Genomic DNA, 24,434 nt, shown 5'->3' with positions numbered 1-24,434 from the left:
GCGGGGCCACCGTCATCCGGGAGTTCCTGGACGCCGATCTCGTCGACACCCTGCATGTGGCGGTCTCGCCGGTGAAGTTGGGGTCCGGCGTACGACTCTGGCAGTCGCCCGACGAGTTGCTCGACCGATTCCACCTCGACGTCGTCCCCAGCCCGAGCGGCGTGACCCACCACCTGTTCTGGCGCAAGTGACACGAGGACCCTTCGGGGGTGCGGGTGCTGGTTCGGGGGTGCGGGGGCAAGGACTGGCCGGTCGCGACAGTCTGGTCCTCCGCGACCTGGTCGACCGCCGCTGGTTCGTCTGCCCCGAAGGCACCGATATGCATGAGGGGCCCGCCGAATATTCCGTGCCGCGCCGCCGGTGAAGGTGCAGACTCCCTCCATGGCAGACATGCGGGCGTTCCGGGACGCCGTCAATGGCTGGGCGGCGGGCGGGCCAGGCGGACCCGCGAGTGAACTGGCCGAACAAGTGGGCGTGCGGGCGGCGGTGCTCCTGGAAGGGCCGAGCGACCGGGAGGCGGTCGAGGCACTGGCCGCACGGCGTGGCAGGGACCTGGCCGCCGAGGGTGTGTGCGTCGTGTCGATGGGCGGGGCGATGAGCATCGCCCGCTACGCCGAACTCCTCGGGCCGCCCGGCCTCGACCTGCGTCTCGCGGGACTGTGCGACGTGGGGGAGCAGGGCTTCTACGATCGCGGTCTCGAGCGGGCGGGGGCGCCGCGTCGGGACTTCTTCGTGTGCGTGGCGGACCTGGAGGACGAGCTCATCCGCGCGCTGGGCACGGCGCGGGTCGAGGAGATCGTCCGGGCGGACGGTGACCTGCGGGCCTGGCAGACCTTCGTGCGTCAGCCCGCCCAGCACGGGCGGCCCCGGCAACAGCAGTTGCGGCGGTTCCTCGGCACGAAGAAGGGTCGCAAGATCCGCTACGGCCGCCTCCTCGTCGAGGCCCTCGACCTTGAACTGACACCGGCACCGCTCGATGACCTCCTGGCGAGACTCTGAGGTCGAACCTCTGAGCGCGAGTCACCGCGTACGGGCCACTGTCAGAAGGGCATGCGGCCCCGGGTGCGGCGACCGGCTGAGCCGCTGCGGCCCACGGCCTTCTGGCTGCTGCGGAAGGGCTTGCTGAAGATCCGGCCCAGGATGCCGGGGGCCTTGCCGCCGGCGCGTGTTCCGGCGCCCAGAGTGCGCTGGGTCCCGCGTTCGGGGTGCCGCGAAAGACGGGGCACGAAGAAGGCGAGGACGGCCAGAACGATACAGACACCAATAATGCCGACGATAATCACGAAAGGCTCCTTGCGTCGAGGCGTTCCTGCCGTGTGCCCTGCCGGAAAAGGTGTATGCGCTGGGCCCGACCGCCCGACCGCCCGACCGCCCGACCGCCCGACCGCCCGACCGACGCGCCGACCGGTGCAGTCGCCAGCACTATTACGAGGACCTCACCGCGTGCGGGGTGAAGGCCGCGCGGCGGGCCGGCGGCGGGCCACCCTCACGCTTTGTGCGCCTCGATGAGGCAGTACGGCTCCGCCTGCGTCAGCGGAGTCACCGAGGCGAGGGACAGGCCCGCCTCGCGGCACAGGTCCTCGAAGTCGGCGCGCGTCCGTTCCCTGCCGCTCACGTTCACCATCATGTTGAGGTCGGTGAGGTAGGTCAGTCCCGCGGTCGCGGGATCGACGACCTCGGGCAGGACGGGCTCCACGATCAGTACGCGTCCCGCGGGCGGCAGCACCTCGCGGCAGTGGGTCAGGATCGTCGCCGCCTGTTCGTCCGACCAGTCGTGCAGGACACTCTTCAGCAGGTAGACGTCGGCGCCCCGCGGGACCGAGCGGAAGAAGTCTCCGGCCACCAGGGAGCACCGGGCCGTGAGCCCGTGTGCCTCCAGCGTCATGGGAGCCTGGGCCAGGCCCTCCTCGGTGTCGTGGACGACGCCCGTCAGGGCCGGATGTTCGCGGAGTACCGCGCTGAGCAAGGTGCCGTCACCGCCACCCACGTCGGTCACCGTGGTGAAGCGGCCGAAATCGTAGGCGTGCGGCAGGACGGCGGCCGTCGCCCGGACGGCCTGGCTCATGGCCGCGTTGAACTCCGCGGACAGGTCGGGGAGTTCCTTGAGGTGGCTGAAGAAGTCCTTCCCGAAGACCGTGTCGAACGCGACGTCACCGGTACGCACACTGTCGTCGAGGTGCTCCCAGGCACGCAGCATCGTCGGCTCGGTGAACATCCGCACCAGCGAGGTGATCGAGTCGGGACGCCCGGGGTCCAGGGTGGCGCCCGCGGGGGTCACCGAGAAGGATCCCGCGCCGTGTTCGCGCAGCAGACCCAGGCTCGCCAGGGCGCGCAGCAGCCTGGTCATGGGCTGCGGGCGCGCCCCGGCGTCGGCGGCCACCTCGGCCGCCGGCCTTTCCTTGTCGCCGATCAGTTCCATCACCCGCAGCCGGACGGCCGCGCGCACGGTCTGTGCGGCCAGGCTCCCGAACACCAGTTGTGCGACCAGTTCGCGGGCCCCTTCAGTGTCGTGCGTCGCGGAGTCGGTCGTCGCGGTGGCGTGCGGCGCGGTGTCGTCGTGCGTCATGGTGGTGTCCCTCCGGTTCGCCGGGCGGCGGTCGTGTACGCCCGTGCCTCGACTATCCCGATGCGGGAGAGGGGCTGTATTGGACGAATGTTCCCCCGGCCGAGGGCACCGGGCGCATGTCCGGATGTGACAGACAATCGTCATTGCGGCCATCGGCGGCGGAAGTGAGGATGGGGCCATGCCCACTCCGCACCGTGTCGTCATCGCGGTCTTCCCCGACGTCGATCTCCTCGACGTCACCGGCCCTGCCGAGGTCTTCGCGCTGGCCGGCCGGGAGACCGCGGGCCGCGCCGGATACCAGGTCCGTATCGCCGGGCCCGTCGCCGGTGAGGTCCGTACGTCGGCCGGGGTGCGCCTGGTCGCCGACCTGGGTTTCGACGAGGTCCGCGGGCAGGTGGACACCCTGCTGGTGCCCGGCGCGGTCGACATGACCGACGACGGGCCCCGAGCCCGTATCGACGCGGACGTCGTGGAGTGGGTGAAGGCGACCGCCCCGCACGCCCGCCGGGTGGCCTCGGTGTGCGTGGGCGCGCACGTACTGGCCGCGGCCGGACTCCTCGACGGGAAGACGGCGACCACCCACTGGTCGACCGCCGCTCAGCTGGCCGCCGAGCATCCGGCCGTCACGGTCGACCCGGACCCCATCTTCGTACGCACCGACCGAGGCCGGTTGTGGACCGGTGCCGGGATCAGCGCGTGCCTGGATCTCGCCCTGGCGCTCGTGGCCGAGGATCAGGGCGAGGACGTGGCGCTCGCGGTGGCGCGGCAACTGGTGATGTACCTCAAACGGCAGGGCGGCCAGAGCCAGTTCTCGGTGCCGCTCAGCCGCCCCGCCTCCGCCCGCCGCGACATCGACGACCTGCGCCTGTGGATCGCCGAGCACCTCGACGAGGACCTCTCGGCGGCGGCCCTGGCGGCCCGGATGTGCCTGAGCGAGCGGCACTTCGCCCGGGTGTTCAAACAGGAGACGGGCACGAGCCCGGCCGACTACGTGGAAGCCGCCCGCGTAGAGGTGGCGCGCCGCCTCCTGGAGACCACCGACAGCCCGCTCGACCGGGTCGCGAACGCGGCCGGGATCGGTTCGGTGGAGACACTGCACCGGGCCTTCAACCGGCAGCTCGCCACCACCCCGGCGGCCTACCGCCGCCGTTTCCGCATCCAGGACGGCGTCAGGACCACCTGACCCTCCGCACCCGTCGACACCCCTACCCCTTGGGCATGAAGGTGAGCCCCGCGGCTTCGCCATGCCTCATGCCGTCATCCCTTCACCACGCGATACGAGAGGCACCTCCATGAGCACGCACGTGAACCAGCCCGCCACGACCCTGCGCGACGTGATCGGCCTGGACAACCAGCCGCCCCGGCTGAGCGAGACCGCCCTGATCCTGATCGACTTCCAGAACACCTACCGCACCGGCGTCATGGCCCTGGAGGGCGCCGAGGCCGCCCTCGCGGCGGGCGCCCGCCTCCTGGAGCGTGCCCGCGCCGCGGGCACCCCGGTCGTCCACATCCTCAACGACGGCGGCGAGAACACCCCCTACGACATCCGCGCCCACATCGGGGCCATCAGCGACGAGGTCGCCCCGGTGGACGGCGAGGCCGTCGTGGTCAAGCAGTTCCCCAACTCCTTCCACGCCACCGAGCTGGAGAAGACGCTGAGCGACCTGGGCATCGCCCCGGGCACCGGCAAGGACCTGGTGCTCGCCGGCTTCATGACCCACATGTGCGTCAACTACACCGCCCAGGGCGCCTTCAACCTCGGCTACCGCCCCACGGTGGTCGCCGAAGCCACCGCCACCCGCTCCCTCACCGCCCCGGACGGCACCGTCCTGCCCGCCGCCGCGCTGCAGACCGCGGCCCTGACCACCATCACCGACCTGTTCGGCACGGTCGTCCCCACTGTCGACGCGATCCCCGCCTGAGCAAGAAATGGTCCTGAGCAAGAAATGGTCCTGAGCAAGAAATGGTGACGTAGGCCATGTCATGACGAGGCGTCGCCCTGGGTAGGGACGGCGTGATCGCCTGGGCTCGAGCCCGGGAAGCAACACGGAACCACGGAGGTATCCATGTCCTCGAAGCGACGTCGGAAGAAGAAGGCCCGCCGCAAGAACGGCGCGAACCACGGCAGCCGCCCCCAGTCCTGACGGCGGGCGCGGCGATCGGGGGCGGTACCCACGTGGTGCCGCCCCCGAGGCATGTCCCGGGGGCGCCGTAGAGGGGTCATGCCCGCTGTCCGAACCGATCAGGAATCGAGAAGCGCCGCCCCCGAGGCCGCGCCTAGCGTGACGGCCATGGACGTAACCCTGCACGCGAGCTTCCTCCCGCACGACGATCCCGACGCCTCCCTGGCCTTCTACCGCGACACCCTCGGCTTCGAGGTCCGCGACGACGTCGGATACGACGGGATGCGCTGGATCACCGTCGGCCCCGCCGACCAGCCGGACACCTCCATCGTCCTGCAGCCGCCCGTCGCCGACCCCGGCATCACCGACGCCGAGCGCCGCACCATCACCGAGATGATGGCCAAGGGCACCTACGCGGGCATCCTCCTGGCCACCGGTGACCTCGACGGCACCTTCGCGCGGCTGCAGGCCAAGGACGCCGAGATCGTCCAGAAGCCGACCGAGCAGCCCTACGGCGTCCGTGACTGCGCGGTCCGCGACCCCGCGGGCAATCTGCTGCGCATCCAGGAACGGCGATAGACGGCGAACCATTGCCGCGATCCCACCAAAGAAGTAGAACCAGACGTACTGCTCGGCGATGATCAGAACGAGCCAGGCGACACCGGCGGAGACCCGCACAGGCGGTCCCGCCCGACGGATGGAGACATCAACATGAGCCCCGCCAAGAGACGGACCGCGCAGTCGCCTGCGCTCCACGCCGCCGACAGTCATGACTTGATCCGCGTGCACGGGGCACGCGTGAACAATCTCAAGGACGTCAGCATCGAGATCCCCAAGCGCCGCCTGACGGTGTTCACCGGAGTCTCCGGCTCGGGCAAGAGCTCGCTGGTGTTCAGTACGATCGCCGCCGAGTCGCAGCGGATGATCAACGAAACCTACAGCGCGTTCGTGCAGGGCTTCATGCCGACGCTGGCGCGGCCCGAAGTCGACGTACTGGACGGTCTGACGACCGCGATCATCGTCGACCAGCAGCGGATGGGCGCCGACCCGCGCTCCACGGTCGGCACCGCCACCGACGCCCACGCGATGCTGCGCATCCTCTTCAGCAGGCTCGGCAAGCCGCACATCGGCCCGCCGAGCGCCTACTCCTTCAACACCGCGTCGGTCCGGGCCAGCGGCGGCATCACCGTCGAACGCGGCGCGGCCAAGACCAAGACGGTGAAGGCCACCTTCAACCGCACCGGCGGCATGTGCACGCGCTGCGAGGGCCGAGGCTCGGTCTCGGACATCGATCTCACCCAGCTCTACGACGACTCCAAGTCGCTCTCCGAGGGGGCGTTCACCATCCCCGGCTGGAAGTCGGACAGTCAGTGGACCGTGCAGGTCTACGCGCAGTCCGGCCTCGTCGACCCGGACAAGCCGATCCGCAAGTACACGAAGAAGGAGCTGCAGAGCTTCCTCTACGGGGAGCCGGTCAAGGTCAAGGTCAACGGGGTCAACCTCACCTATGAAGGGCTGATCCCCAAGATCCAGAAGTCGTTCCTGTCCAAGGACAAGGAGGCGATGCAGCCGCACATCCGGGCGTTCGTGGAGCGGGCGGTCACCTTCACCACCTGTCCCGAGTGCGAAGGCACCCGACTCAGCGAGGGTGCCCGGTCCTCGAAGATCAAGCGGAAGAGCATCGCCGACGCCTGCGTGATGGAGATCCGTGACCTCGCCGAATGGGTCCGCGGCCTTGAGGAGCCGTCCGTCGCGCCGCTGCTCACCGCGCTCCAGCAGACGCTCGACTCGTTCGTGGAGATCGGCCTCGGCTATCTCTCGCTCGACCGTCCGGCGGGCACGCTGTCGGGCGGTGAGGCCCAGCGCGTGAAGATGATCCGCCACCTCGGCTCCTCGCTCACCGACGTGACGTACGTCTTCGACGAGCCCACCATCGGTCTGCACCCCCACGACATCGAGCGGATGAACAACCTGCTGTTGCGGCTGCGCGACAAGGGCAACACGGTGCTGGTCGTCGAGCACAAGCCCGAGGCCATCGCGATCGCCGACCACGTCGTCGACCTCGGACCCGGAGCCGGCACGGGGGGCGGCTCCGTCTGCTTCGAGGGCACCGTCGACGGGCTGCGGGCCAGCGACACCGTCACCGGCCGCCACCTCGATGACCGGTCCGTGCTCAAGGAGACGGTGCGCGAGCCCACCGGCGCCCTGGAGATCCGCGGCGCCACCCGCCACAACCTGCGGGGCGTCGACGTCGACATCCCGCTGGGCGTGCTGTGCGTCGTGACCGGCGTCGCAGGATCCGGCAAGAGCTCACTGATCCACGGCTCCGTCCCCGCCTCCGCGGGCGTGATCTCGGTCGACCAGGCGCCGATCAAGGGTTCGCGGCGCAGCAACCCGGCGACGTACACCGGACTGCTCGACCCGATCCGCAAGGCGTTCGCCAAGGCCAACGACGTGAAGCCCGCGCTGTTCAGCGCCAACTCCGAGGGCGCCTGCCCCAATTGCAACGGCGCCGGCGTCATCTACACCGACCTCGGGATGATGGCCGGCGTCGAGACCACCTGTGAGGACTGCGAGGGGAAGCGGTTCCAGCCGTCGGTCCTCGAGTACATGTTCGGCGGGCGCGACATCAGCGAGGTGCTCGCGATGTCGGTCGCCGAAGCCGAGGAGTTCTTCGGTTCCGGCGATGCGCACACGCCGGCCGCGCACAAGATCCTCGACCGGCTCGCCGACGTCGGGCTCGGCTACATCAGCCTCGGCCAGCCCCTCACCACGCTGTCCGGCGGTGAGCGGCAGCGCCTCAAGCTGGCCACCCATATGGCGGACAAGGGTGGCGTCTACATCCTCGACGAGCCGACCACGGGCCTGCACCTCGCCGACGTCGAACAGCTGCTCGGGCTCCTTGATCGGCTCGTCGATTCGGGCAAGTCGGTCATCGTCATCGAGCACCACCAGGCGGTCATGGCGCACGCCGACTGGATCATCGACCTCGGTCCCGGCGCAGGCCACGACGGTGGCAAGGTCGTCTTCGAGGGCACGCCCGCCGCCCTCGTCGCCGACGGCTCGACGCTCACCGGGGAGCACCTCTCGGCGTACGTGGGCGCCTGAGCGGAGGCCCCGGCCCAGGGCCCTTCTGATGGATCTCGGCGGCGCCCGGCGCGAGGGCGCCGTTGCCGGGAGCGGGAAGGATCGTTGGTCCTGGCATGAGTGATGCGGGGAGCGGGATTCCTTCGCCGCGGCCGCCCCGCGCCGGGACAAGGGCCGGTGGCGGGGACGCTGCTTCGCCCTCCCCGATCTACGACGCCCTGGTGCGCGAGTGGCGTGCCAAGGAACGGGAAGTGCCGCGGGCGCCCGCCCCGCGCTCGCGCTGGGAGCGCGTCGATCCGCAGGACCTGTTCCACCGGGGCTGACCGGACGGCCCCGCGCTCGCCGCCTCGTGTCACGTGAACGGGGTCGAGGGATGGGCGTGGGTGCTGAGCCAGCGGCAGATCGCGCGGGCGACGGTGTCGTCGAGCGTGCTCAGCGCGTCGATGGCCCTGGTGTCGTCGGGGTGGGGAGGGATGCCGGCCGTGGTGAGCGTGGCGTGCAGGCTCAGGCGGTGCCGGTCATGGGGCGTCAGAACGGTCGGAGCGGCCATGTCCAGACGCTGCGTCGGGTCGGGCGGGGGCAGCAGGAAATCGGCCTCCGCGTCCCAGTTGACGGTCGGCAGCACGACGGTGGCGGGTGAAGTCATGGCGGCTTCCTCACGACGGGTGGGCAATGCCTGTGTCTGACAGGAAGCGGACGGGCGGCGTCTGGTTGCAGCGGGCCCACCAAGACACCCGATTGCGCTAATCCCCGTGCGCCGCGCCGCAGGGCGGGGCGTCAGCCAAGGAATCCAAGGCCGCGTACAACCCTTGTGCCCCATCCGGTGTCGAACAGGGCGCCGGACAAGGAACGGGCCCTTTCCGGACACCCTCGCGCCTGCCCGGCAACCTTCCTTCACAGGAGCCGCTCGTGCGCAAGAACCGTTCGGCCGCCCTCGCCGCGGCCTCATTCCTCCTTCTCACCGGGGCATGCATCGCCGCCGCCCCCTCCGCTGTCGCCGGCACCCCCGGGGGTACGCACGCCAGCGACCGCAACAGTGACTTCAACGGCGACGGATACGAGGACGTGCTGGTCGGAGCCCCGGGAGCGACGGTCAGCGGCCAGCAGGGCGCCGGTCTCGTCACCGCCCAGTACGGCTCGTCCAGAGGCATCGGCACCACATCCGTCGCCCGGTTCAGCCAGTCGACGGCGGGCGTCGCCGGCGCCGCGGAGGCAGGCGACGGCTTCGGCAAGGCCGTCGCCACCGGCGACCTGGACGGGGACGGCTACGACGATGCGATCGTCGGCATCCCCGGCGAGGACATCGGCGACACGGCGGACGCCGGTGGCGTCGCGATCCTGTGGGGCTCGAAGGAGGGCCTCAGCGGCGCGTCCAGCGACTGGCTGGAGACCCAGGAGCCCACCAAGGGCGAGCAGTTCGGCCTGAGTCTCGCCGCCGCGCACCTCACCGGCGAGACGCCGGGCGACGTGCTCGCGGTCCTTGACCGCGACGACCTGGAGCTCTTCGCGTACGACGCCGCACCGCAGGCCGGCGCCGAGGAGAAGGCCCCGCTGCGGCGTCAGGCGACCGAGAAGCTGTCCGCCGCGGCGGCCGCGGAGCGCGACATCCTGCCGAAGTCGCTGACCACCGGCGACTACGACGACAACGGATACGCGGATCTCGTCGTGTCCGGCGTGACCGTGGGCGACGAGCCGGGGCACGGCTGGTCCTCGTACTTCTCGGGCAACGCCGACGGCCTCGCGTACGAACACGACCTGCGCGGCGGGCCCGTGGCCGCGTCCGGCGACATCAACCACGACGGCTACGACGACCTGGTGACCGGAGAGCCCAACTCCCCGGACGACGGGGGCGAAACGATGACCGGCGGTCTGGTGGGTGTCCGCTACGGCGACGCGGACGGCCTCAAGGACGAGGCCAAGTGGTGGACGCAGGACAGCTCGGACGTGCCCGGAGTCGCCGAGCGCGGTGACGGCTGGGGCGCCGATCTGTCCGTGGCGGACACGAACGGCGACGGCTTCGCGGACGTCGCGATCGGCGCGCCGGGCGAGGACATCGGCACGGTCGCCGACGCCGGAGCGGCCTGGGTGCTGCGCGGCTCGCACGAGGGCATGACCGGGATCGGCGCCAAGTCCTGGGACCAGAACTCCGCGGACATCCCCGGCATGGCCGAGAAGGGCGACAAGTGGGGCGCCCAGGTGCGCCTGACGGACCCGAACCGCGACGGCCGCTTCGGTCTGCTGGCCGCGGCGCCCGGCGAGAACCTCGGCGACGGAGTGGTGTGGGTCCTGTCCGCCGGGTCGGGCGGCGTCACCGCGTCGGGCTCCTGGACGTACGGGGCGGGGTCGCTCGGCGCGCCGGCCAAGGGCGCGGCGTTCGGTGCGGCGATCGACGAGTAGGAGCCGGACGGGGCGGTCTGCCGGACGGCCTGAAACGGGCCTTCCGGCGGGCTGCCCGAACGCGGTCGTGCGCGGCCTTCTGCGGGCCGCGCTGCCCCATCTCCTCGATGTGCGCGGCTCGGTGGTCGCGGTCGCCTCGGTCGCGGCTCTGCGCAAGGGAGTGGCGAACGCGGCGTACGCGACGTCCAAGGCGGCGCTCCTCCAGCTGTGCCGCTCCCTGGCCGTCGACTACGGCAAGGCGGGGCTGCGGGCCAACACCGTGTGCCCCAGCTGGGTGCGGACCGAGATGGCCGACCGGCGGATGTCCCGGTTCACCGAGGAGGCCCGCCTGGGGGACGGCGGTGCCGACGCGGCGTACGAGGAGGCGACGCGGCTCGTCCCGGCGGGCAGGCCGGGAGAGCCGGAGGAGGTAGCCGAGGCGATCACTTGGCTGCTTTCACCCGCCGCTTCCTTCGTCAACGGTGCGGTGCTGACCGTCGACGGCGGGGTGACGGCGGTGGATCCCGGAACCTCCGCGTTCGACTTCAGCATCGCACCGCGCGCCTAGGAACCGGCAGACAGAACCGACGGGTCAGCCGAAGCGCTCCACGCGGAGTTGGGCGGGTGGGAACGGCGCGGACGAGGTCGTGCCCACCGACCAGTAGCCGCCGTCCGTGCCGGGGATCGGGGCGATGCCCTGGGGCATGTAGGTGGACGGCGTCTCCGGGCCGCGTTCACTGATCCAGGCGGCGCCGTCCCAGCGCAGGTAGTGGGCGCGCTTCTGGTCCCAGAAGTCCCAGCCGGAGATCCGGTCGGGCCGCCCTGCCGCGTCTCCCGCGATGCCGCTCAACAGGCCAACGGTGAAAGGGGCCTTGACGCTGGTCCACTGGTTGCCGTCCCAGTGCTCCAGCGTGACGCCGGGCGGTTTGCCGGGCGGTCCGCCGACGCCGTACGCGAACCCGGTGAGCCAGATGTCGTCGTGCGCCACCGGGAGCAGCCCTGTCACCGAGGCACGGATGCCGAGCGTGCGGGGCAGCACCGTCCAGGCTCCGTCCCAGCGGGCGATGATGTCGCCGTAGACCCACACCTCACCGTCGGGTGTCACATGGACGCCGGACGGCGTGGGCGCCGCCTCGTCCGGCAGCGGCCGGCACCACCGCCACGCCGTGCCGTTGCCGCCGCGCATCAGCCCGGCGCGGTCACCGTGCCGCCCCGACACCCAGAAGCGGCCGCCGGGAGCGGACGTGACATCGGTGAGCCGCGTCCCCGGCTCGCCCCGGCCGGGGAAGTCCGCCTCGCGCCAGGTGGTGCCCTCCCACGCGAGGAGCTGGTCGTGCCCCGCGGTGTTCGTGCCGATGGCCCAGGCTGCCTCGCCGGACGGTGTGGCGGCCACCGAGCGCAGGCCACCGCGGTACGTCAGATGGGAGAGGTCGTTCAGTGACCACTCCGAGCCGTTCCAACTCAGGGCGAGCGGAGTGCCGATGGTGCTTCCGTTGCGTGCCTGTTCACCCACGGCCCAGGCGCGGCCGGGCCCCGCGGCGGCGACCGCGAGCAGGTGGGCGGCCTCCTGCGCGGCCGGTGCGGCGACGTGCTGCCAGGCCGCCGCCGCTGCGGAGGCGGGGGTGGTGGGCCGGGCTCGCGCGGCGCCGGCTAAGGGGACGGGCAGGCTCAACCCGGCGCCGGTGACGGCCAGTCCACGGACAAAGAGGCGTCTTCGCATGAAGGGGGCCCTTCTTGAGGTCTTCGTGAGGTCTTATGGGGGCAACACCCTGAACCGGGCGCGGTGAGCCGTCAATGCACGGGGATGCGTAATGTGTGACGGATTCCGCGAAGCGCCGCGAGGATACGAGAAGTGAGACGAGTTACTTCCCTCAAGAGAGCTACTTCCCTCAAGAGCCACTTACCTGAAGGGGGACGCATGAGCGCGAGTGCACCGGTGAGCGCGCAGGTCTGTCCGGTCGGTCCGGTCGTCGACATCGTGTTCAGCCGCTGGACCACGCCGATCCTCTGGACGCTCCATGAGCACGGCCGCCGCCGCTTCGTGGAGCTGCAGCGCGGCATCGCCGGCATCACGCCCAAGGTCCTGACGCAGCGGCTGCGTCAGCTGGAACGTGACGGGCTCGTGGTGCGCACGTACTACCCCGAGGTGCCGCCGCGCGTGGAGTACGAGATCAGTGAACTCGGGCGCAGCCTCGGGCCGTTGTTCGCCACGCTCGCGGAGTGGTCCACGGACAACCTGGAGAAGGTGGAGCGGGCCCGGACGGACTTCGACGGGTAGCGTGGCGCTTCGACCGAGGGGTGGACAAGGACACATGGCATCGAGCGGCTTCCGCATCGGCGGAGAATTCGACGTGCGCCGGATCGGGTTCGGGGCGATGCGCCTGCCGACCGAGGCCGGGGCGGCCAGGGAGGCTTCCGTCGCGGTGGTCCGGCGGGCCGTCGAGTTGGGCGTCACGCTGATCGACACGGCGTACATGTACGGCTGGGGAGCCAACGAGGAACTGCTCGTCGAAGCGCTGCACCCCTATCCCGACGACCTGCTCATCGCGACCAAGGTCGCCATCGAGCAACTGCGCCCCGGCGAAGAGGCCCGGGTCAACGGGCGGCCGGAGTTCCTGCGCGAGCAGGTCGAGCAGGCCCTCCGTAGGCTCCGCGTCGAGCGGATCGGGCTGCTCCAGATGCACCGCCTCGACCCGGACGTGCCGCTCGCCGACCAGCTCGGCACGCTGCGGGAGTTCCAACTCGACGGCAGGATCGGCCATATCGGCCTGTCCGAGGTCACGGTCGACGAACTCGACGAGGCGCGGAAGATCGTCGACGTGGCGAGCGTGCAGAACCGCTACAGCCTGCTCGACCGCGAGCACGAAGCCGTGCTCGACGCGTGTGACGCGGCGGGGATCGCCTTCCTGCCCTGGCGGCCGGTCCATCCGGCGGCCTCGACCGCGACAGCCGAGATCGCGGCCGTGGCGGCCGAACTCGATGCCACCGCGGCGCAGATCGCGCTGGCCTGGCTGCTCGACCGTTCACCGGTCGTGCTGCCGATCCCCGGCACCGCGTCGCTCGACCACCTGGCCGAGAACGTCGCCGCGGCGAGCCTGCGGCTGAGCGACGAGCAGCGCGAGCGCCTGGACGGGATCTCGCCGCCCCCTGCCGGCTGACCAGGCGCGCCGGAGACTCAGGCCGACGGACGGTCGATGCGGTAGAGGTAGTGGGCGCGGTCGTCGATGGGGTTGTCGGGTGCCAGCGACACATCGGCGACCCGCCGCATGCCTGCCTTCTCCAGGACGCGCCAGGACGCGTGATTGCCCGCGTGCACGGGGACCAGCACCATGGTGGCCTCGGGATGGTCCGTCCAGGTGGCCCGCACGACCGCTTGGATCATGCGCGTGCCGAGCCCCCGGCCGACCAGTAGGGGATCCCCGATGAGGTAGTCGATGGACATGGCGCCGTGGGGAACCTCGACCTGCCCTGCCAACTCGTCGATGTACTCGGGGAAGTCGGCGAAGCGGCAGCGCTGGACGAGGCCGAAGGGCTCGTCGTCCAGCAGCATGAGCAGGTCCTCCGACGGCTCCTCTCCGCGGGCCGCCGGGCCGAAGTCGCGCGCAACTGCCTCGGGTGAGGTCTCGTGGTTCCACCAGCGCGCGACGTGCGGCTGCTCGAGCCACTGCCGCAGCAGGGGGAAGTCGGCCTCGTCGAGTCGACGCCAGCTGATCATCGGGGCACCTCGGGGGAGCGGAACTCGGGGCGGGGCAGCGGCGGCCCGGCGGCAGCCGCGTCCATTGTCCCGCTTGTTCTGGCTGCCGCGCAGGGTGAGGGCTGTTTCCGATCTTCTCTTCGGGTTGAGTAGCTTTGCGGCATGGCCTGGCGGAGTGTCCGAGGATGCCGGACTCGACGTCGAGGCGGACCTGCATCGCGCGGACTTGGCGGATGCAGCGGACGTAGCCGACGCAGGGAGATGGGGAGCAGATGACTCTGAAGGCAGGCCAGCGGGTGGCGCTGGCAGCGGACACCCGGCTGACTGATTCCGCCGAGGTGTCGGGGATCGTCGTCGGGTTCCTGTCCCTGGCGGCGGGCGTCGTAGGGACCGTCGAGCAGGTGGCCGGCCACCAGGACGAGAGCGACGACGTGCGCGAGTACGAACGGCTCAAGTCGCTGCTCGACACCTTCGGGCGCGAGATGCCCACGGAGAGCAAGAGACAGCTCGAGGAGAAGGTCAGTTCTCTGGAACCCGCGTGGACCGCCTTCCAGGAACGGGCGCCTCGCGTGAGCGTGCGGGTCCGCTTCGACAATGGGTTCATCCTCGACGGGGCCCAGGAGGACGTCTTCGTCCCTGCCTGAGGCCTGCCTGCGGTCGCGCCCCCGTCGAGACCGGCTTCGGGACGCCGATAGCTGCGGTGGAGGTAATCCGCCGGTCAGCTCAGCTATCCGAGCGGCCTTTCCCGGTACAAGACCGGTCGGGCGGCTCGGCGCGCACTCAACCTCCGTACGTGGTCTCGGACTCGCCGAGCGCCGCGGCGAAGTCCGTGGCCAGCCGCGGCGCGTCCGCCACCTCCAGCATGGCCGTGGTGATCCGTACGGCGGTGGGTGTGGCGATGCGGAAGCGTGAACCGGCGGCGACCCACCATCCGCGCGAGCGCAGTCCGTTGACGACCGCGGACTCGTCGCGCACCGGCACCCACACGTTCATTCCGCTCGCCCCGTGCGCGGCGATCCCGCGCCGCGTGAGCTCGCCGATCAGCGCCTGGCGCCGCTCGGTGTAGGACTGCTCGGCCCGCCCGACCAGCGCTCGCGCGGCGGGGTCGATCATCGTGCGCTCGACCGTCTCCTGCAGTACGTGACTGACCCACCCCGAGGTGAGCAGCATCCGCCCCTCGTGCCGGGCCAGCGTGGTGGCGTCGCACGCCAGGGCGGCCCACCGCAGGTCGATGCCCAGATGCTTGGACACGGTCCGTACCTGGGCCCAGCGTTCGAGTCCGCCGGCCGCCAGTGAGTACCCGGGCGCCCCCGCGATCTCCGCGTTGTGATCGTCCTCGACGACCAGCACCTCCGGGAAGCCGCCGAGGACTTCGAGCAGCGCGTCCCGCCGCGCCCGTGAGAAACAGCCGCCCATCGGGTTCTGCCCCCGCGGGCTGCACACCAGGGCCCTGGCTCCCGCCCGCAGCGCACTGCGCAGCGCCTCCGGCCTGATCCCCTCGTCGTCCACCGCCACCGGCACCATCCGCAGGCCCAACGCCGGTACGAGGTCGAGGAGATGGTGGAACCCCGGGTCCTCCACCGCCACCGCGTCGCCCGGCTTCAGCTCCGTGGACAGCAGCCGCGCCATGCAGTCGAGGGCGCCGTGCGCGAAGGTCACCTTGTCGTCCGGCACACCGTCCCGCGCGAACCACTCCCGGGCCAGCTCCTCAAGTTCCGCACGGCGCGGCGAAGCTCGGTGCGAACCGCTGACGGGGTCCACCCGCCCCGGCGGCATCAGCACCGGAAGGAGCGCCGGGTCCGGGTGCCCGCCCGCCAGATCGCGCACTCCCTGCGGCACCATCGGCGGTCGACGTGCGCCGACCGCAGGGGCCTGCGCCACCACCGTCCCGCCGCGCCCGCGCGTCACCACGATCCCGCGCTGCCGGAGTTCCTTGTACGCCGTCGCGACCGTCCCCGCGCTGACGCCGAGCTCGTCCGCGAGCCTGCGCACCGGCGGCAGTGCGTCGTCCGGCCCCAAGTGGCCGTCGGCCACGGCCTGTTCGACCGAGGCGGTAATGCCCTTGGCGGTCGTGCCACTGATCGCATATTGTGCTGCCACGTAAGTGAGTATGTATCAGTACAAACGTCGGAGTCAAGTCGGACGTTACGAAGCCTCATCGCAAGCCGCAGTCACACCGCAAGCCGCAGTCACATAGCAAGTCAAGGGGGATTGGTGAGCCTCAGCCGCAGGCGGGCCGCGCTGTACGCACGCATACCAGGGGGTCTCGACGGCCGCCGCATGCTCTGGATCGCCCTGATCAACAAGGCGGGCACCGGCCTCTGGATGGGGGCGGCCGCCCTCTACTTCACCCTCGTCACCGGGCTCTCCGTCGCCGAGGTCGGCATGCTCATGGGGGTCTCGGGGGCCGTCGGTATCGCGGGCGCCCCGCTCGCGGGTCATCTCGCGGACCGCTGCCCGCTCACCCGCGTCATCATCGGCGCCCAACTCCAGCAGGCCGTCGCCCTGTTGGCGCTCCTGACGACGGACAACTTCTCCCTGCTCCTGCTGTACTCGGCCGTCAGCAGCCTCGCCGACCGCGGCGCCAATGTCCTCACGAAGCTGTATGCCGCCCGTATCGCGGGCCCGGACCGCACCAAGTACCAGGCCGTGCAGCGCTCCGTCTCCAACGCGGGCTGGGCCATCGGCGGACTGGCCGGCGCGCTCGCCCTCGCCGTCGGCACCACCCACGCCTACCAGGCCCTGCTCGTCGGCAACGTGCTCAGCTTCCTCGTCGCCGCGGTCCTGACCCTGCGCTGTGCCGAACCGCCTTCTCCGTCCCGCGTGGTGACCGACTCCAGGGCCCTGGCGCTCCACGCCCGTGCCTCCAGCCCGTGGCGCGACCGCCCCTACCTCCTGTTCACCGCCACCGAGGCGGCGCTCTTCCTCGACGACGCGGTGCTCCAGGTCGGCATGCCCCTGTGGATCGTCCATGCCACGGACGCCCCGCACGGCCTCGCGCCGTTGCTCATGGTCCTCAACTGCGTACTGGTCGTCTGCTGTCAGGTCCCGCTGTCCCGCTTCGGGAGTACGCCGGACAAGGCCCGCAGACTTCTCGTGCCCCTGGCCGCCTGCTTCGTCGTGGGCTGCGGGGCCATGACGGCGTCGGTGGCCGGTGGCACCTGGCTCGCCGTCACCGCTCTGGTGGTCGCGGCGGTCGCGTTCACCTTCGCGGAGATCCTGCACGCCATCGCGTCCTGGGAACTGTCCATCGCGCTCGCCCCCGACGACGCTCAGGGCGCCTACCTCGGTGTGCACGGTCTTTCCTCGTCCGCCCAGCGCAGTGGGGGACCACTGCTGGTCACCGCCGTGATCGCCGCGGGCCCCTTCGCCTGGCCGCTGCTCGGAGCGGGCGTGATCGCGACGGTCACGGCGCAGAGTCGTCTCGTAGGCAAGGGGCTGCACGCACGACGGCGTCCGGCCCGCCACGATCGCGTGGCGGGCCGGACCCGGGGAGGCTCGGGGTAGCCGAGACTCAGCGGCCGATGCGGATGCGGTGCGCCTGGTCCTGCCCCTCGGGGCCGGTGCCGGACTTGTCGAGGACGAAGGCCGTACCACCCGTCACCTGGACGTGGTTGGGGTTGGCGCCGGTGGCCAGGGTCTCGACGACGGCGCCCTTGGTGGGGTCGACGATCGTGACGGTGCCGGGGGTCCGGTTGGCGACCAGGACGCTGCCCGTACGCCGGTCGGTGGCGACGGACAGGGCACCCGCGCCGGTCGCGCCCACCACATGCGCCCCTCCGTCACCTAGGGGGACGGCTAGGACAAACCCCCAGCCATATACGGCAGTTGAGAGGATGGAGTACTGCGGCAGAGGCTGTTCCCCGCCGGACACGGCGCCGACGCCCCTGAGCCGCACCCGCCTCAGGTCAGCAACTCCGCGGTGTCCAGGAACGGCCGGCCGAGTTCCTCCGCGCCGAAGTCGAGCACGTAGAGCCCGGTGGAAACCCGCTCGAGGAAGCCCCACTCCCAGATCGCCCGCTGATCCACCCCGGTCCGGTCCGCGAGCAACGCGCAGTACGAGCGCATCAGCCCCCTGGCCGCGCCCTCGTCCCGGCCATTCAACTCCGCGCACCAGTCGCGGAGTACGACCCCCAGGTCGTACGCGGGGTCGGCGAGGAACCCGTCGGGATCCACGAAGACGAACCCCGCCTCTGCCCCGGCCCGCGGCGCGACGACGCGCAGCGCGTTGCCGGGGTGCGGGTCGCCGTGCACGACGACACAACGCCCGGGATCGAACGCGGCGGCCCGACGCCCGGCGAACGCCAACGCCTGATCCACGACCCGCTCCGAGCAGGGTCGCCCCAGGCTCTCCCACAACCGCCCGACCAACTCGCCCAGGGAATGGGCCTTCTCCTCGGCCGGATGCACGGTCGGTCCCGGGGCGCGCGAGACTCGCCAGGCGCGGCGGAGCATGGCACACAGGGTCTCGATCTGCTGCCGCGGTGGAAGGCCGAGCCGGTCCATCGACGGCCCGAGGGCTTCTTGGAGCATGGCGTGGCGCTCGACGTCGTACGCGAGCAGTCGCGCGTACCCCTGTCCCGCCGCGAGGCGAAGGATCTGCACCTGAGACGCGAAGTCCGGTGCGGGCAGGGAGAGTTTGAGTACCGCGTCGAGCCCGTCACCCGTCCGGGCCCGCGCCACATAGGAGGCGGTACCGCCGGGCAGCGACGCCCCGACATCAATGGACCAGCGCCGCTCCAGATCCCGGATGAGACCGGGCAGCTCGGTCAGCCACTGCTCCCCGACGGCTCCCAGGCTGTGGGCCTTCTGGCGTACGAGGGGCTGGACTTCGGAGGACGGCTGGGTCACGGGGAGCCTTAGGGCAGCGGGCCGCCGCGGGCGGTGATCCATAGGTCGTACCACTCCTCGTGGGTGAGTTCCGGTTCGCGGTGTACCGCGTCCCGGCAGGCGAGGATGCGTTCGGGGCGGCTGGTGCCGATGACGGGGGCGATCTGTGCCGGATGGCGTTGGAGCCACCACAGCAGGATCGTCTCCGGTGTCGTCCGCTTGCGGGTGGCGAGGGCGGCGACGAGCCGTGTCGTCGGTGACTCGGCGGTGCCGGTGAAGCGGCCCTTGGCCAGGGCTCCCCAGGCCTGCAGTTGGATCCCGTTGGCCGTGCAGTACTCGAGTGTTCCGTGGGGAAAGCCGCTGTGGGTCGCGGCCCGTGTGTTCACGAGCACGCCGGACTCGACCCAGTCGCGGCTCTCCAGGCTCATCTCCAGCTGGTTGGCGACCAGCGGTAGGTCGAGGTGCGCCCTCAGGTGTGCGATCTGCGCGGCGCTCATGTTCGACACGCCGAAGCGGCGCACCAGGCCCTGCCCGTGCAGCGACGCCAGCGCCTTGGCCATCTCCTCGGGTCCCGTCAGCGGATCGGGGCGGTGCAGGAGCAGGACGTCGATCACGTCGGTGCACAGGCGCGTGAGGCTCTCCTCGACGCGTTGGACGATGCTCGGCCCGCGCAGGTCGTACAGGCCGGGGCGGTCGCCGTCGGAGAGGCGGATGCCGACCTTGGTCTGCAGGACGATGCGTTCGCGCAGTCCCGGCGCCCTGGCGAGCACCTCGCCGAAGACCGCCTCGGACTTCCCGTGCCGGTAGATGTCTGCCTGGTCGAACACCGTGATGCCGGCCTCCAACGCGGCCTCCACGGCGGCCTCGGCACCGGCGATGTCCTCGGCGGTGTACGGCCTGGTGTCCCAAGTGCCGCCGAGCCCCATGCATCCGTACAGCACACGGCTGGTGGGCACGTCGGTCCGCGATGCCATGTCTTCTCCTCCGTGTCGCTGCGTGTGTCGCTCCGCGATGGTTCCGACCATCCTCGCTCACGGCCCGCGCTGGGACTCCGCGGCCAGGGTGAGGAGTTCGTTCCTGCCGACGCAGACCCAGGGCCTGCACCCCCATCGCCACGAAGTCGCCGGTCTGGGCGGACAGGACCTAGGCGTCGCGGTGCTCGGACCGGCCGGATGCGGTCGAGTCGCGGACCACCAGTTCCGGCATGAAGACGAACTCGCTGTGCGGGGCGGGGGTCCCGCCGATCTCCTCCAGGAGGGTGCGGACCGAGGCCTGGCCCATCGCCTGGACCGGCTGGCGGATGGTGGTCAGCGGGGGATCGGTGAACGCGATGAGCGGGGAGTCGTCGTAGCCGACCACCGAGATGTCACGCGGCACCTCCAAGTCCCGTTCCCGGGCGGCCCGGACGGCACCGAGCGCCATCATGTCGCTGGCGCACACGATCGCGGTGCAGCCTCGGCCGATCAGTGTGCCCGCTGCGGCCTGGCCGCCCTCCAGGGTGTAGAGGGAGTGCTCGATGAGCTGCTCGGAGTCCTTGGGCGACATTCCGAGGCGCTCACGCATGCCGGTCTGGAAGCCCTCGATCTTGCGCAGGACGGGCACGAAGCGCTTGGGGCCCACCGCGAGACCGATGCGCGTGTGGCCCAGCGACGTGAGGTGCGTGACGGCGAGCCGGGCCGCTGCCCGGTCGTCCGTGGAGACGAAGGGGGCCTGCACCTTGGGGGAGAATCCGTTGACGAGGACGAAGGGCACTCCCTTGCCGCGCAGGACTTCGTAACGCTCCATGTCGGCGGTGGTGTCGGCGTGCAGGCCGGAGACGAAGATGATCCCGGAGACACCGCGGTCCACCAGCATGTCGGTGAGTTCGTCCTCGGTGGAGCCGCCGGGCGTCTGGGTGGCGAGGACCGGCGTGTAGCCCTGGCGGGTCAGGGCCTGGGCGATGACCTGGGCGAGCGCGGGGAAGATCGGGTTGTCCAGCTCGGGCGTGATCAGGCCGACCAGGCCGGCGCTGCTGCGCTGCCGCAGCCGGGTGGGACGCTCGAAGCCGAGCATGTCCAGGGCGGCGAGGACGGATTCGCGGGTGCCTGCCGCCACTCCGGGCTTGCCGTTGAGCACACGGCTGACGGTGGCTTCGCTCACCCCCGCCTGCGCTGCGATGTCGACGAGCCGTGCGGTCATGCAGGGACTGTACCGGTGATCGGTCGGATTGCCCACCAGTTGCGCAAGCTTGCAGAAAGTGCCGGTTCTGCAAGGTACTTGCGGGCATCCCCAGGGCGGAGAGCGGGTACACCTGCCACTTCAGGGGATCGTCAAGCGCAGCAAGCGCAACCGTAAGGACACACAGGGGTAACGATCAGCAGACCTTGCAGAAATTTCCCGCAAGGTCTTTCGAGCGCTTTTCAATCCTGTTACGTTCCCTGGCAACCCGGCGCCGCGTCGAGTGCGGCTCGCAGGAGGCAGCCCCCTCGGGGTTCGCCTCCCCCTTGTTCCGGGATCAGTTGAAGGAGTTCACATGCGGCGTGGCATAGCGGCCACCGCACTGGTCGCGACCCTGGCTTTGACAGCGGCGGCGTGCGGTGACGATGACGGTGACAGCGGCAAGAAGAGTTCGGGCAAGTTCGCCGGAACCGTCACTTTCTGGGACACCTCGAACGACGCGGAGAAGGGGACCTACGAGAAGCTCGCCAAGGGCTTCGAGAAGCTCCACCCCGACGTCAAGGTCAACTACGTGAGCGTCGCGTTCGGCGAGGCCAACGCCAAGTTCAAGAACGCCGCGGGCGGCAACTCCGGCGCCCCCGACGTGATGCGCACCGAGGTCGCCTGGGTCGCGGACTTCGCCAACCTGGGCTACCTGGCCCCGCTCGAGGGCACCCCCGCCCTCGACAAGGCGGACGACTACCTCCCGCAGGCCGCGGCGAGCACCAAGTTCAAGGGCAAGACCTACGCCGCCCCGCAGACCATCGACACCCTGGCGCTCTTCTACAACAAGAAGATGCTCAAGGACGCCGGTGTCGAGGCGCCCAAGACCTTCGACGAGGTGAAGTCCGCCGCGAAGAAGATCAAGTCGAAGTCCGGCAAGACCGGCCTCTACCTCCGCGGCGACGACCCGTACTACTACCTCCCGTACCTCTACGGAGAGGGCGGCGACCTCCTCGACACCAAGAACAAGAAGGTCACCGTCGACGACCCCCAGGGCGCCGCGGCCTTCGAGGTCATGAAGGACCTGGTCGACTCCAAGGCGGCCACCACCGACGCGAGCGACGGCTACAACAACCAGCTGAACGCCTTCAAGGACGGCGACGTCGCGATGGCGCTCGACGGCCCCTGGTCCATCGAGGGCGCCCTGCAGGGCAAGGAGTTCAAGGGCGACAAGGACAACCTCGGCATCGCCCCGGTCCCCGGCGGCAGCCACCGCCAGGCCTCCCCGCAGGGCGGCTGGAACCTCGCGGCCTACGCGGGTTCCAAGAACCTCGACGCGAGCTACGAGTTCATCAAGTACATGAGCTCGGCCAAGGTGCAGCAGCAGACCACCGAGAAGCTGAGCCTGCTGCCCACCCGCACCTCGGTGTACGACGTGAAGTCCGTCAAGGACAACCAGATGGTGCAGTTCTTCAAGCCGGCCGTGGACAAGTCCGTGGAGCGGCCGTGGATCCCGCAGGCCAACGCCCTGTTCGAGCCGATCCGGCTGCAGATGGAGAAGGTGCTCAGCGGCAAGACCTCCCCCGAGAACGGGGCGAAGAGTGTCGGCGACGCCTACCGCAAGCTGCTGAAGGACTACAAGTAAATGGCTGTTGACAGCAGCCAGTCACTGGCCAAGGCCGCGGACGCCCACGGCGTCCGCGGCCGCGGCCCGCGGACCGGCAAGACCCCAGGACGGCTGCGCAGGTCGCTGTCCACCCACTGGTACGCCTGGAGCATGGTCGCCCCCGTGGTGGCCGTGATCGGCGTGATCATCGGATACCCGCTGGTGCGGGGCCTGTACCTGTCGACGACCGACGCCAACGAGGCGAACGTCGAGCGCACCATCGGCGTCAACCACATCCCGGCGACCTATACGTCCGTGGGCCTGGACAACTACACCGCGGTACTCCAGGACGGTGTCTTCTGGGACCGGCTGACCTGGACGATCATCTGGACCGTCTCCTGCGTCGCGATCTCCTTCACGCTCGGCCTCGTCCTGGCGAACATGCTCAACCGCAAGCTGGCGGGCCGCTCCTTCTACCGCATGGCGCTGATCCTGCCGTGGGCGGTGCCCGCCTTCGTCTCCGTGTTCACCTGGCGCCTGCTCTTCAACGAGAAGAACGGCATCCTCAACAAGATCCTCGCCGGCGGCGGCATCGACGCCATCCCGTGGCTCAACGACCCCACCTGGGCCAAGCTCTCGGTGATCACGGTCAACATCTGGCTCGGCGTCCCGTTCATGCTGGTCGCCATGCTCGGCGGACTCCAGTCCATCCCCGGTGAGCTCTACGAAGCAGCGGAGATGGACGGCGCGAACGCCTGGCAGCGCTTCAGGCACATCACCCTGCCGGGTCTGCGGACCGTCAGCAGCACCGTGATCCTCATCAGCGGCATCTGGACCTTCAACATGTTCCCGGTGATCTTCCTGCTCACCCGGGGCGGTCCGGGAGACGCCACCGAGATCCTGGTGACGTACGCCTACCGGCTCTCGTTCGTCGTGAGCCCGCGCGACTTCGCGGGATCCGCGGCCTGGGGCGTCATCATTCTGCTGCTCCTTTCGCTCTTCGCGGTCGTCTACCGCCGCGCGCTCCGCAAGCAGGGAGAAGTGTGGTGACCACCGTGACCAACCCCGGCACCCAGTCCAAGACCCGGTCCAAGACCCCGTCCGCGAGCCGGTCCAAGAAGGTCAGGGAGCGCGGCGAGCGCGGGCCGCTGGCCTCGGTCGCGCTCCACGTGGGCCTGCTCATCGCCTCCGCCACCGCGGTCCTTCCACCGCTGTGGCTGCTCATCACCTCGTTCAAGCCGACGAGCGAGGCGTTCTCCACCGACCTGGTCAAGGACTTCACGTTCCGCAATTACGACCACGTCGTCAACGACACCGAGTTCCTGAGCTGGCTCGGCAACTCCCTGCTCGTCGTCGGCCTGACCACGGTGATCGGCGTCTTCATCTCCGCGACCACCGGCTACGCGGTGAGCCGCTTCAAGTTCCCCGGCATGCGGCCGCTGATGTGGCTCCTGCTGATCACCCAGATGTTCCCCGTCGCGGTGCTCATCGTGCCGCTCTACAACCTCCTCGCCGGCCTGGGCCTGCTCAACCAGCCCATCGGCCTGGTCGTCACGTACCTGACGATCGCCGTGCCGTTCTGCGCCTGGATGATGAAGGGGTACTTCGACACCATCCCGGTGGAGATCGACGAAGCCGGGCGCGTGGACGGACTCAATCCGTTCGGCACCTTCTGGCGGCTCATCGTGCCGCTGGCCAAGCCCGGTCTCGCCGTCACCGGCTTCTACAGCTTCATCACCGGCTGGGCCGAAGTCGCCTACGCCTCCGCCTTCATGACCGGCGAGGAGAACCTCACCCTGGCGGGCGGCCTGCAGACCTTCGTCAATCAGTACACCAGCGACTGGGGCTCGCTGACGGCCGCCGCGGTGATCGTCGCGGTGCCCGCGGCGGTGATCTTCGGCTTCGTGCAGCGCCACCTCGTATCCGGCCTCACGGCCGGGGCGACGAAGTCCTGACTCGGAGTCCTGGACAACGAAGCCCTGAAACGGCACACCCCCCTCGCACTCGACCTCT

General features: G+C 70.3%; 26 protein-coding genes and 1 pseudogene. 17 read left to right on the top strand and 10 right to left on the bottom strand.

Going from position 1 to position 24,434, the window contains the following annotated elements; translation table 11 throughout:
* Together AC5P1C_RS22390 and AC5P1C_RS22385 are read left to right on the top strand one after the other, a co-directional pair.
* Positions 1-191: dihydrofolate reductase family protein (locus tag AC5P1C_RS22390; RefSeq protein ID WP_493867671.1), on the top strand; the 191-nt coding region annotated here is incomplete at its 5' end.
* 190 nt (positions 192-381) lie between these two features.
* A complete protein-coding gene (locus AC5P1C_RS22385) occupies positions 382-999 on the top strand; it encodes a TOPRIM nucleotidyl transferase/hydrolase domain-containing protein (protein WP_493867670.1) in 618 nt (205 codons plus the stop codon).
* 41 nt (positions 1,000-1,040) lie between these two features.
* On the opposite strand, the gene AC5P1C_RS22380 is transcribed toward AC5P1C_RS22385, so the two are convergent.
* Both AC5P1C_RS22380 and AC5P1C_RS22375 read right to left on the bottom strand, forming a co-directional pair.
* Entirely contained in the window at positions 1,041-1,283 is a 243-nt protein-coding gene (locus tag AC5P1C_RS22380) for a DUF6411 family protein (protein WP_493867669.1), read from the bottom strand.
* A gap of 203 nt (positions 1,284-1,486) precedes the next feature.
* Entirely contained in the window at positions 1,487-2,566 is a 1,080-nt protein-coding gene (locus AC5P1C_RS22375; RefSeq protein ID WP_493867668.1) for a methyltransferase, read from the bottom strand.
* A 178-nt stretch (positions 2,567-2,744) separates the two neighbouring features.
* On the opposite strand from AC5P1C_RS22375, the gene AC5P1C_RS22370 reads away from it, so the two are divergent.
* The 6 genes from AC5P1C_RS22370 to AC5P1C_RS22345 all read left to right on the top strand — a co-directional run bounded on the left by AC5P1C_RS22370 (position 2,745) and on the right by AC5P1C_RS22345 (position 8,099).
* Positions 2,745-3,749 carry a GlxA family transcriptional regulator gene (locus AC5P1C_RS22370; protein ID WP_493867667.1) on the top strand — a complete coding sequence of 335 codons (1,005 nt, stop codon included), beginning with the start codon at positions 2,745-2,747 and terminating at the stop codon, positions 3,747-3,749.
* Between the two features lie 109 nt (positions 3,750-3,858).
* Positions 3,859-4,488, top strand: coding sequence for an isochorismatase family protein (locus AC5P1C_RS22365; RefSeq protein ID WP_493867666.1), 630 nt, complete (start codon positions 3,859-3,861; stop codon positions 4,486-4,488).
* A 144-nt stretch (positions 4,489-4,632) separates the two neighbouring features.
* Positions 4,633-4,710: a 50S ribosomal protein bL37 gene (locus AC5P1C_RS22360; protein WP_370443954.1), complete on the top strand. Its 78-nt coding sequence runs from the start codon at positions 4,633-4,635 to the stop codon at positions 4,708-4,710.
* A gap of 147 nt (positions 4,711-4,857) precedes the next feature.
* A complete protein-coding gene (locus AC5P1C_RS22355) occupies positions 4,858-5,268 on the top strand; it encodes a VOC family protein (protein WP_493867665.1) in 411 nt (136 codons plus the stop codon).
* Between the two features lie 132 nt (positions 5,269-5,400).
* Positions 5,401-7,797 (top strand): ATP-binding cassette domain-containing protein, encoded by a 2,397-nt coding sequence (locus AC5P1C_RS22350; RefSeq protein WP_493867664.1) that lies wholly within the window; start codon positions 5,401-5,403, stop codon positions 7,795-7,797.
* Between the two features lie 95 nt (positions 7,798-7,892).
* Entirely contained in the window at positions 7,893-8,099 is a 207-nt protein-coding gene (locus tag AC5P1C_RS22345; RefSeq protein ID WP_493867663.1) for a hypothetical protein, read from the top strand.
* 29 nt (positions 8,100-8,128) lie between these two features.
* Here the strand turns inward: AC5P1C_RS22345 and AC5P1C_RS22340 are convergent, their stop codons facing one another.
* Entirely contained in the window at positions 8,129-8,422 is a 294-nt protein-coding gene (locus tag AC5P1C_RS22340; protein ID WP_493867662.1) for a hypothetical protein, read from the bottom strand.
* Positions 8,423-8,685: 263 nt separating this feature from the next.
* Between AC5P1C_RS22340 and AC5P1C_RS22335 the strand changes: the two genes are divergently transcribed.
* Complete coding sequence (locus AC5P1C_RS22335) at positions 8,686-10,173, top strand: esterase (protein WP_493867661.1); 1,488 nt, start codon at positions 8,686-8,688, stop codon at positions 10,171-10,173.
* A 76-nt stretch (positions 10,174-10,249) separates the two neighbouring features.
* Positions 10,250-10,720, top strand: a pseudogene (locus tag AC5P1C_RS22330) (SDR family oxidoreductase); the annotation flags it as partial.
* A 24-nt stretch (positions 10,721-10,744) separates the two neighbouring features.
* Here AC5P1C_RS22330 and AC5P1C_RS22325 read toward each other — a convergent pair.
* Complete coding sequence (locus AC5P1C_RS22325) at positions 10,745-11,872, bottom strand: NHL repeat-containing protein (protein ID WP_493867660.1); 1,128 nt, start codon at positions 11,870-11,872, stop codon at positions 10,745-10,747.
* 198 nt (positions 11,873-12,070) lie between these two features.
* Between AC5P1C_RS22325 and AC5P1C_RS22320 the strand changes: the two genes are divergently transcribed.
* Positions 12,071-12,430, top strand: a complete 360-nt coding sequence (locus tag AC5P1C_RS22320; protein WP_493867659.1) for a winged helix-turn-helix transcriptional regulator — start codon at positions 12,071-12,073, stop codon at positions 12,428-12,430.
* 34 nt (positions 12,431-12,464) lie between these two features.
* Entirely contained in the window at positions 12,465-13,310 is an 846-nt protein-coding gene (locus AC5P1C_RS22315; protein ID WP_493867658.1) for an aldo/keto reductase, read from the top strand.
* A 17-nt stretch (positions 13,311-13,327) separates the two neighbouring features.
* On the opposite strand, the gene AC5P1C_RS22310 is transcribed toward AC5P1C_RS22315, so the two are convergent.
* Positions 13,328-13,867 carry a GNAT family N-acetyltransferase gene (locus AC5P1C_RS22310; protein WP_493867657.1) on the bottom strand — a complete coding sequence of 180 codons (540 nt, stop codon included), beginning with the start codon at positions 13,865-13,867 and terminating at the stop codon, positions 13,328-13,330.
* A gap of 251 nt (positions 13,868-14,118) precedes the next feature.
* Here AC5P1C_RS22310 and AC5P1C_RS22305 point away from each other — a divergent pair, with 251 nt between their 5' ends.
* Positions 14,119-14,490 (top strand): hypothetical protein, encoded by a 372-nt coding sequence (locus AC5P1C_RS22305; RefSeq protein ID WP_493867656.1) that lies wholly within the window; start codon positions 14,119-14,121, stop codon positions 14,488-14,490.
* A gap of 136 nt (positions 14,491-14,626) precedes the next feature.
* Here AC5P1C_RS22305 and AC5P1C_RS22300 read toward each other — a convergent pair whose 3' ends face one another.
* The gene (locus AC5P1C_RS22300; protein ID WP_493867655.1) at positions 14,627-15,946 is read right to left on the bottom strand and encodes an aminotransferase class I/II-fold pyridoxal phosphate-dependent enzyme; all 1,320 of its coding nucleotides are present in this window, start codon (positions 15,944-15,946) and stop codon (positions 14,627-14,629) included.
* Between the two features lie 114 nt (positions 15,947-16,060).
* On the opposite strand from AC5P1C_RS22300, the gene AC5P1C_RS22295 reads away from it, so the two are divergent.
* Positions 16,061-17,353 carry an MFS transporter gene (locus tag AC5P1C_RS22295; RefSeq protein WP_493867654.1) on the top strand — a complete coding sequence of 431 codons (1,293 nt, stop codon included), beginning with the start codon at positions 16,061-16,063 and terminating at the stop codon, positions 17,351-17,353.
* A 7-nt stretch (positions 17,354-17,360) separates the two neighbouring features.
* Here AC5P1C_RS22295 and AC5P1C_RS22290 read toward each other — a convergent pair whose 3' ends face one another.
* From AC5P1C_RS22290 to AC5P1C_RS22275, 4 genes are all read right to left on the bottom strand, one after another.
* A complete protein-coding gene (locus tag AC5P1C_RS22290) occupies positions 17,361-17,615 on the bottom strand; it encodes a hypothetical protein (RefSeq protein WP_493867653.1) in 255 nt (84 codons plus the stop codon).
* 134 nt (positions 17,616-17,749) lie between these two features.
* The gene (locus tag AC5P1C_RS22285; protein ID WP_493867652.1) at positions 17,750-18,697 is read right to left on the bottom strand and encodes an aminoglycoside phosphotransferase family protein; all 948 of its coding nucleotides are present in this window, start codon (positions 18,695-18,697) and stop codon (positions 17,750-17,752) included.
* A gap of 8 nt (positions 18,698-18,705) precedes the next feature.
* Positions 18,706-19,650, bottom strand: coding sequence for an aldo/keto reductase (locus AC5P1C_RS22280; RefSeq protein WP_493867651.1), 945 nt, complete (start codon positions 19,648-19,650; stop codon positions 18,706-18,708).
* 169 nt (positions 19,651-19,819) lie between these two features.
* Entirely contained in the window at positions 19,820-20,854 is a 1,035-nt protein-coding gene (locus AC5P1C_RS22275; protein ID WP_493867650.1) for a LacI family DNA-binding transcriptional regulator, read from the bottom strand.
* Between the two features lie 334 nt (positions 20,855-21,188).
* Between AC5P1C_RS22275 and AC5P1C_RS22270 the strand changes: the two genes are divergently transcribed.
* From AC5P1C_RS22270 to AC5P1C_RS22260, 3 genes are all read left to right on the top strand, one after another.
* Positions 21,189-22,460, top strand: a complete 1,272-nt coding sequence (locus tag AC5P1C_RS22270; RefSeq protein ID WP_493867649.1) for an extracellular solute-binding protein — start codon at positions 21,189-21,191, stop codon at positions 22,458-22,460.
* A complete protein-coding gene (locus AC5P1C_RS22265) occupies positions 22,461-23,471 on the top strand; it encodes a carbohydrate ABC transporter permease (RefSeq protein WP_493867648.1) in 1,011 nt (336 codons plus the stop codon).
* A 98-nt stretch (positions 23,472-23,569) separates the two neighbouring features.
* Positions 23,570-24,376, top strand: coding sequence for a sugar ABC transporter permease (locus AC5P1C_RS22260; RefSeq protein WP_493867682.1), 807 nt, complete (start codon positions 23,570-23,572; stop codon positions 24,374-24,376).
* Positions 24,377-24,434: the final 58 nt, after the last annotated feature.

The sequence above is a fragment of the Streptomyces sp. A18 genome (assembly GCF_059026065.1).
This window is presented reverse-complemented; position numbering and strand designations above follow the sequence as displayed.

Coding starts and splice junctions, on each gene's coding strand:
- AC5P1C_RS22270 (WP_493867649.1), top strand. CDS start 21,189: ATGCGGCGTGGCATAGCGGCCACCGCACTGGTCGCGACCCTGGCTTTG.
- AC5P1C_RS22345 (WP_493867663.1), top strand. CDS start 7,893: ATGAGTGATGCGGGGAGCGGGATTCCTTCGCCGCGGCCGCCCCGCGCC.
- AC5P1C_RS22365 (WP_493867666.1), top strand. CDS start 3,859: ATGAGCACGCACGTGAACCAGCCCGCCACGACCCTGCGCGACGTGATC.
- AC5P1C_RS22280 (WP_493867651.1), bottom strand. CDS start 19,650: ATGGCATCGCGGACCGACGTGCCCACCAGCCGTGTGCTGTACGGATGC.
- AC5P1C_RS22350 (WP_493867664.1), top strand. CDS start 5,401: ATGAGCCCCGCCAAGAGACGGACCGCGCAGTCGCCTGCGCTCCACGCC.
- AC5P1C_RS22305 (WP_493867656.1), top strand. CDS start 14,119: ATGACTCTGAAGGCAGGCCAGCGGGTGGCGCTGGCAGCGGACACCCGG.
- AC5P1C_RS22360 (WP_370443954.1), top strand. CDS start 4,633: ATGTCCTCGAAGCGACGTCGGAAGAAGAAGGCCCGCCGCAAGAACGGC.
- AC5P1C_RS22275 (WP_493867650.1), bottom strand. CDS start 20,854: ATGACCGCACGGCTCGTCGACATCGCAGCGCAGGCGGGGGTGAGCGAA.
- AC5P1C_RS22370 (WP_493867667.1), top strand. CDS start 2,745: ATGCCCACTCCGCACCGTGTCGTCATCGCGGTCTTCCCCGACGTCGAT.
- AC5P1C_RS22320 (WP_493867659.1), top strand. CDS start 12,071: ATGAGCGCGAGTGCACCGGTGAGCGCGCAGGTCTGTCCGGTCGGTCCG.
- AC5P1C_RS22325 (WP_493867660.1), bottom strand. CDS start 11,872: ATGCGAAGACGCCTCTTTGTCCGTGGACTGGCCGTCACCGGCGCCGGG.
- AC5P1C_RS22375 (WP_493867668.1), bottom strand. CDS start 2,566: ATGACGCACGACGACACCGCGCCGCACGCCACCGCGACGACCGACTCC.
- AC5P1C_RS22265 (WP_493867648.1), top strand. CDS start 22,461: ATGGCTGTTGACAGCAGCCAGTCACTGGCCAAGGCCGCGGACGCCCAC.
- AC5P1C_RS22315 (WP_493867658.1), top strand. CDS start 12,465: ATGGCATCGAGCGGCTTCCGCATCGGCGGAGAATTCGACGTGCGCCGG.
- AC5P1C_RS22385 (WP_493867670.1), top strand. CDS start 382: ATGGCAGACATGCGGGCGTTCCGGGACGCCGTCAATGGCTGGGCGGCG.
- AC5P1C_RS22355 (WP_493867665.1), top strand. CDS start 4,858: ATGGACGTAACCCTGCACGCGAGCTTCCTCCCGCACGACGATCCCGAC.
- AC5P1C_RS22310 (WP_493867657.1), bottom strand. CDS start 13,867: ATGATCAGCTGGCGTCGACTCGACGAGGCCGACTTCCCCCTGCTGCGG.
- AC5P1C_RS22340 (WP_493867662.1), bottom strand. CDS start 8,422: ATGACTTCACCCGCCACCGTCGTGCTGCCGACCGTCAACTGGGACGCG.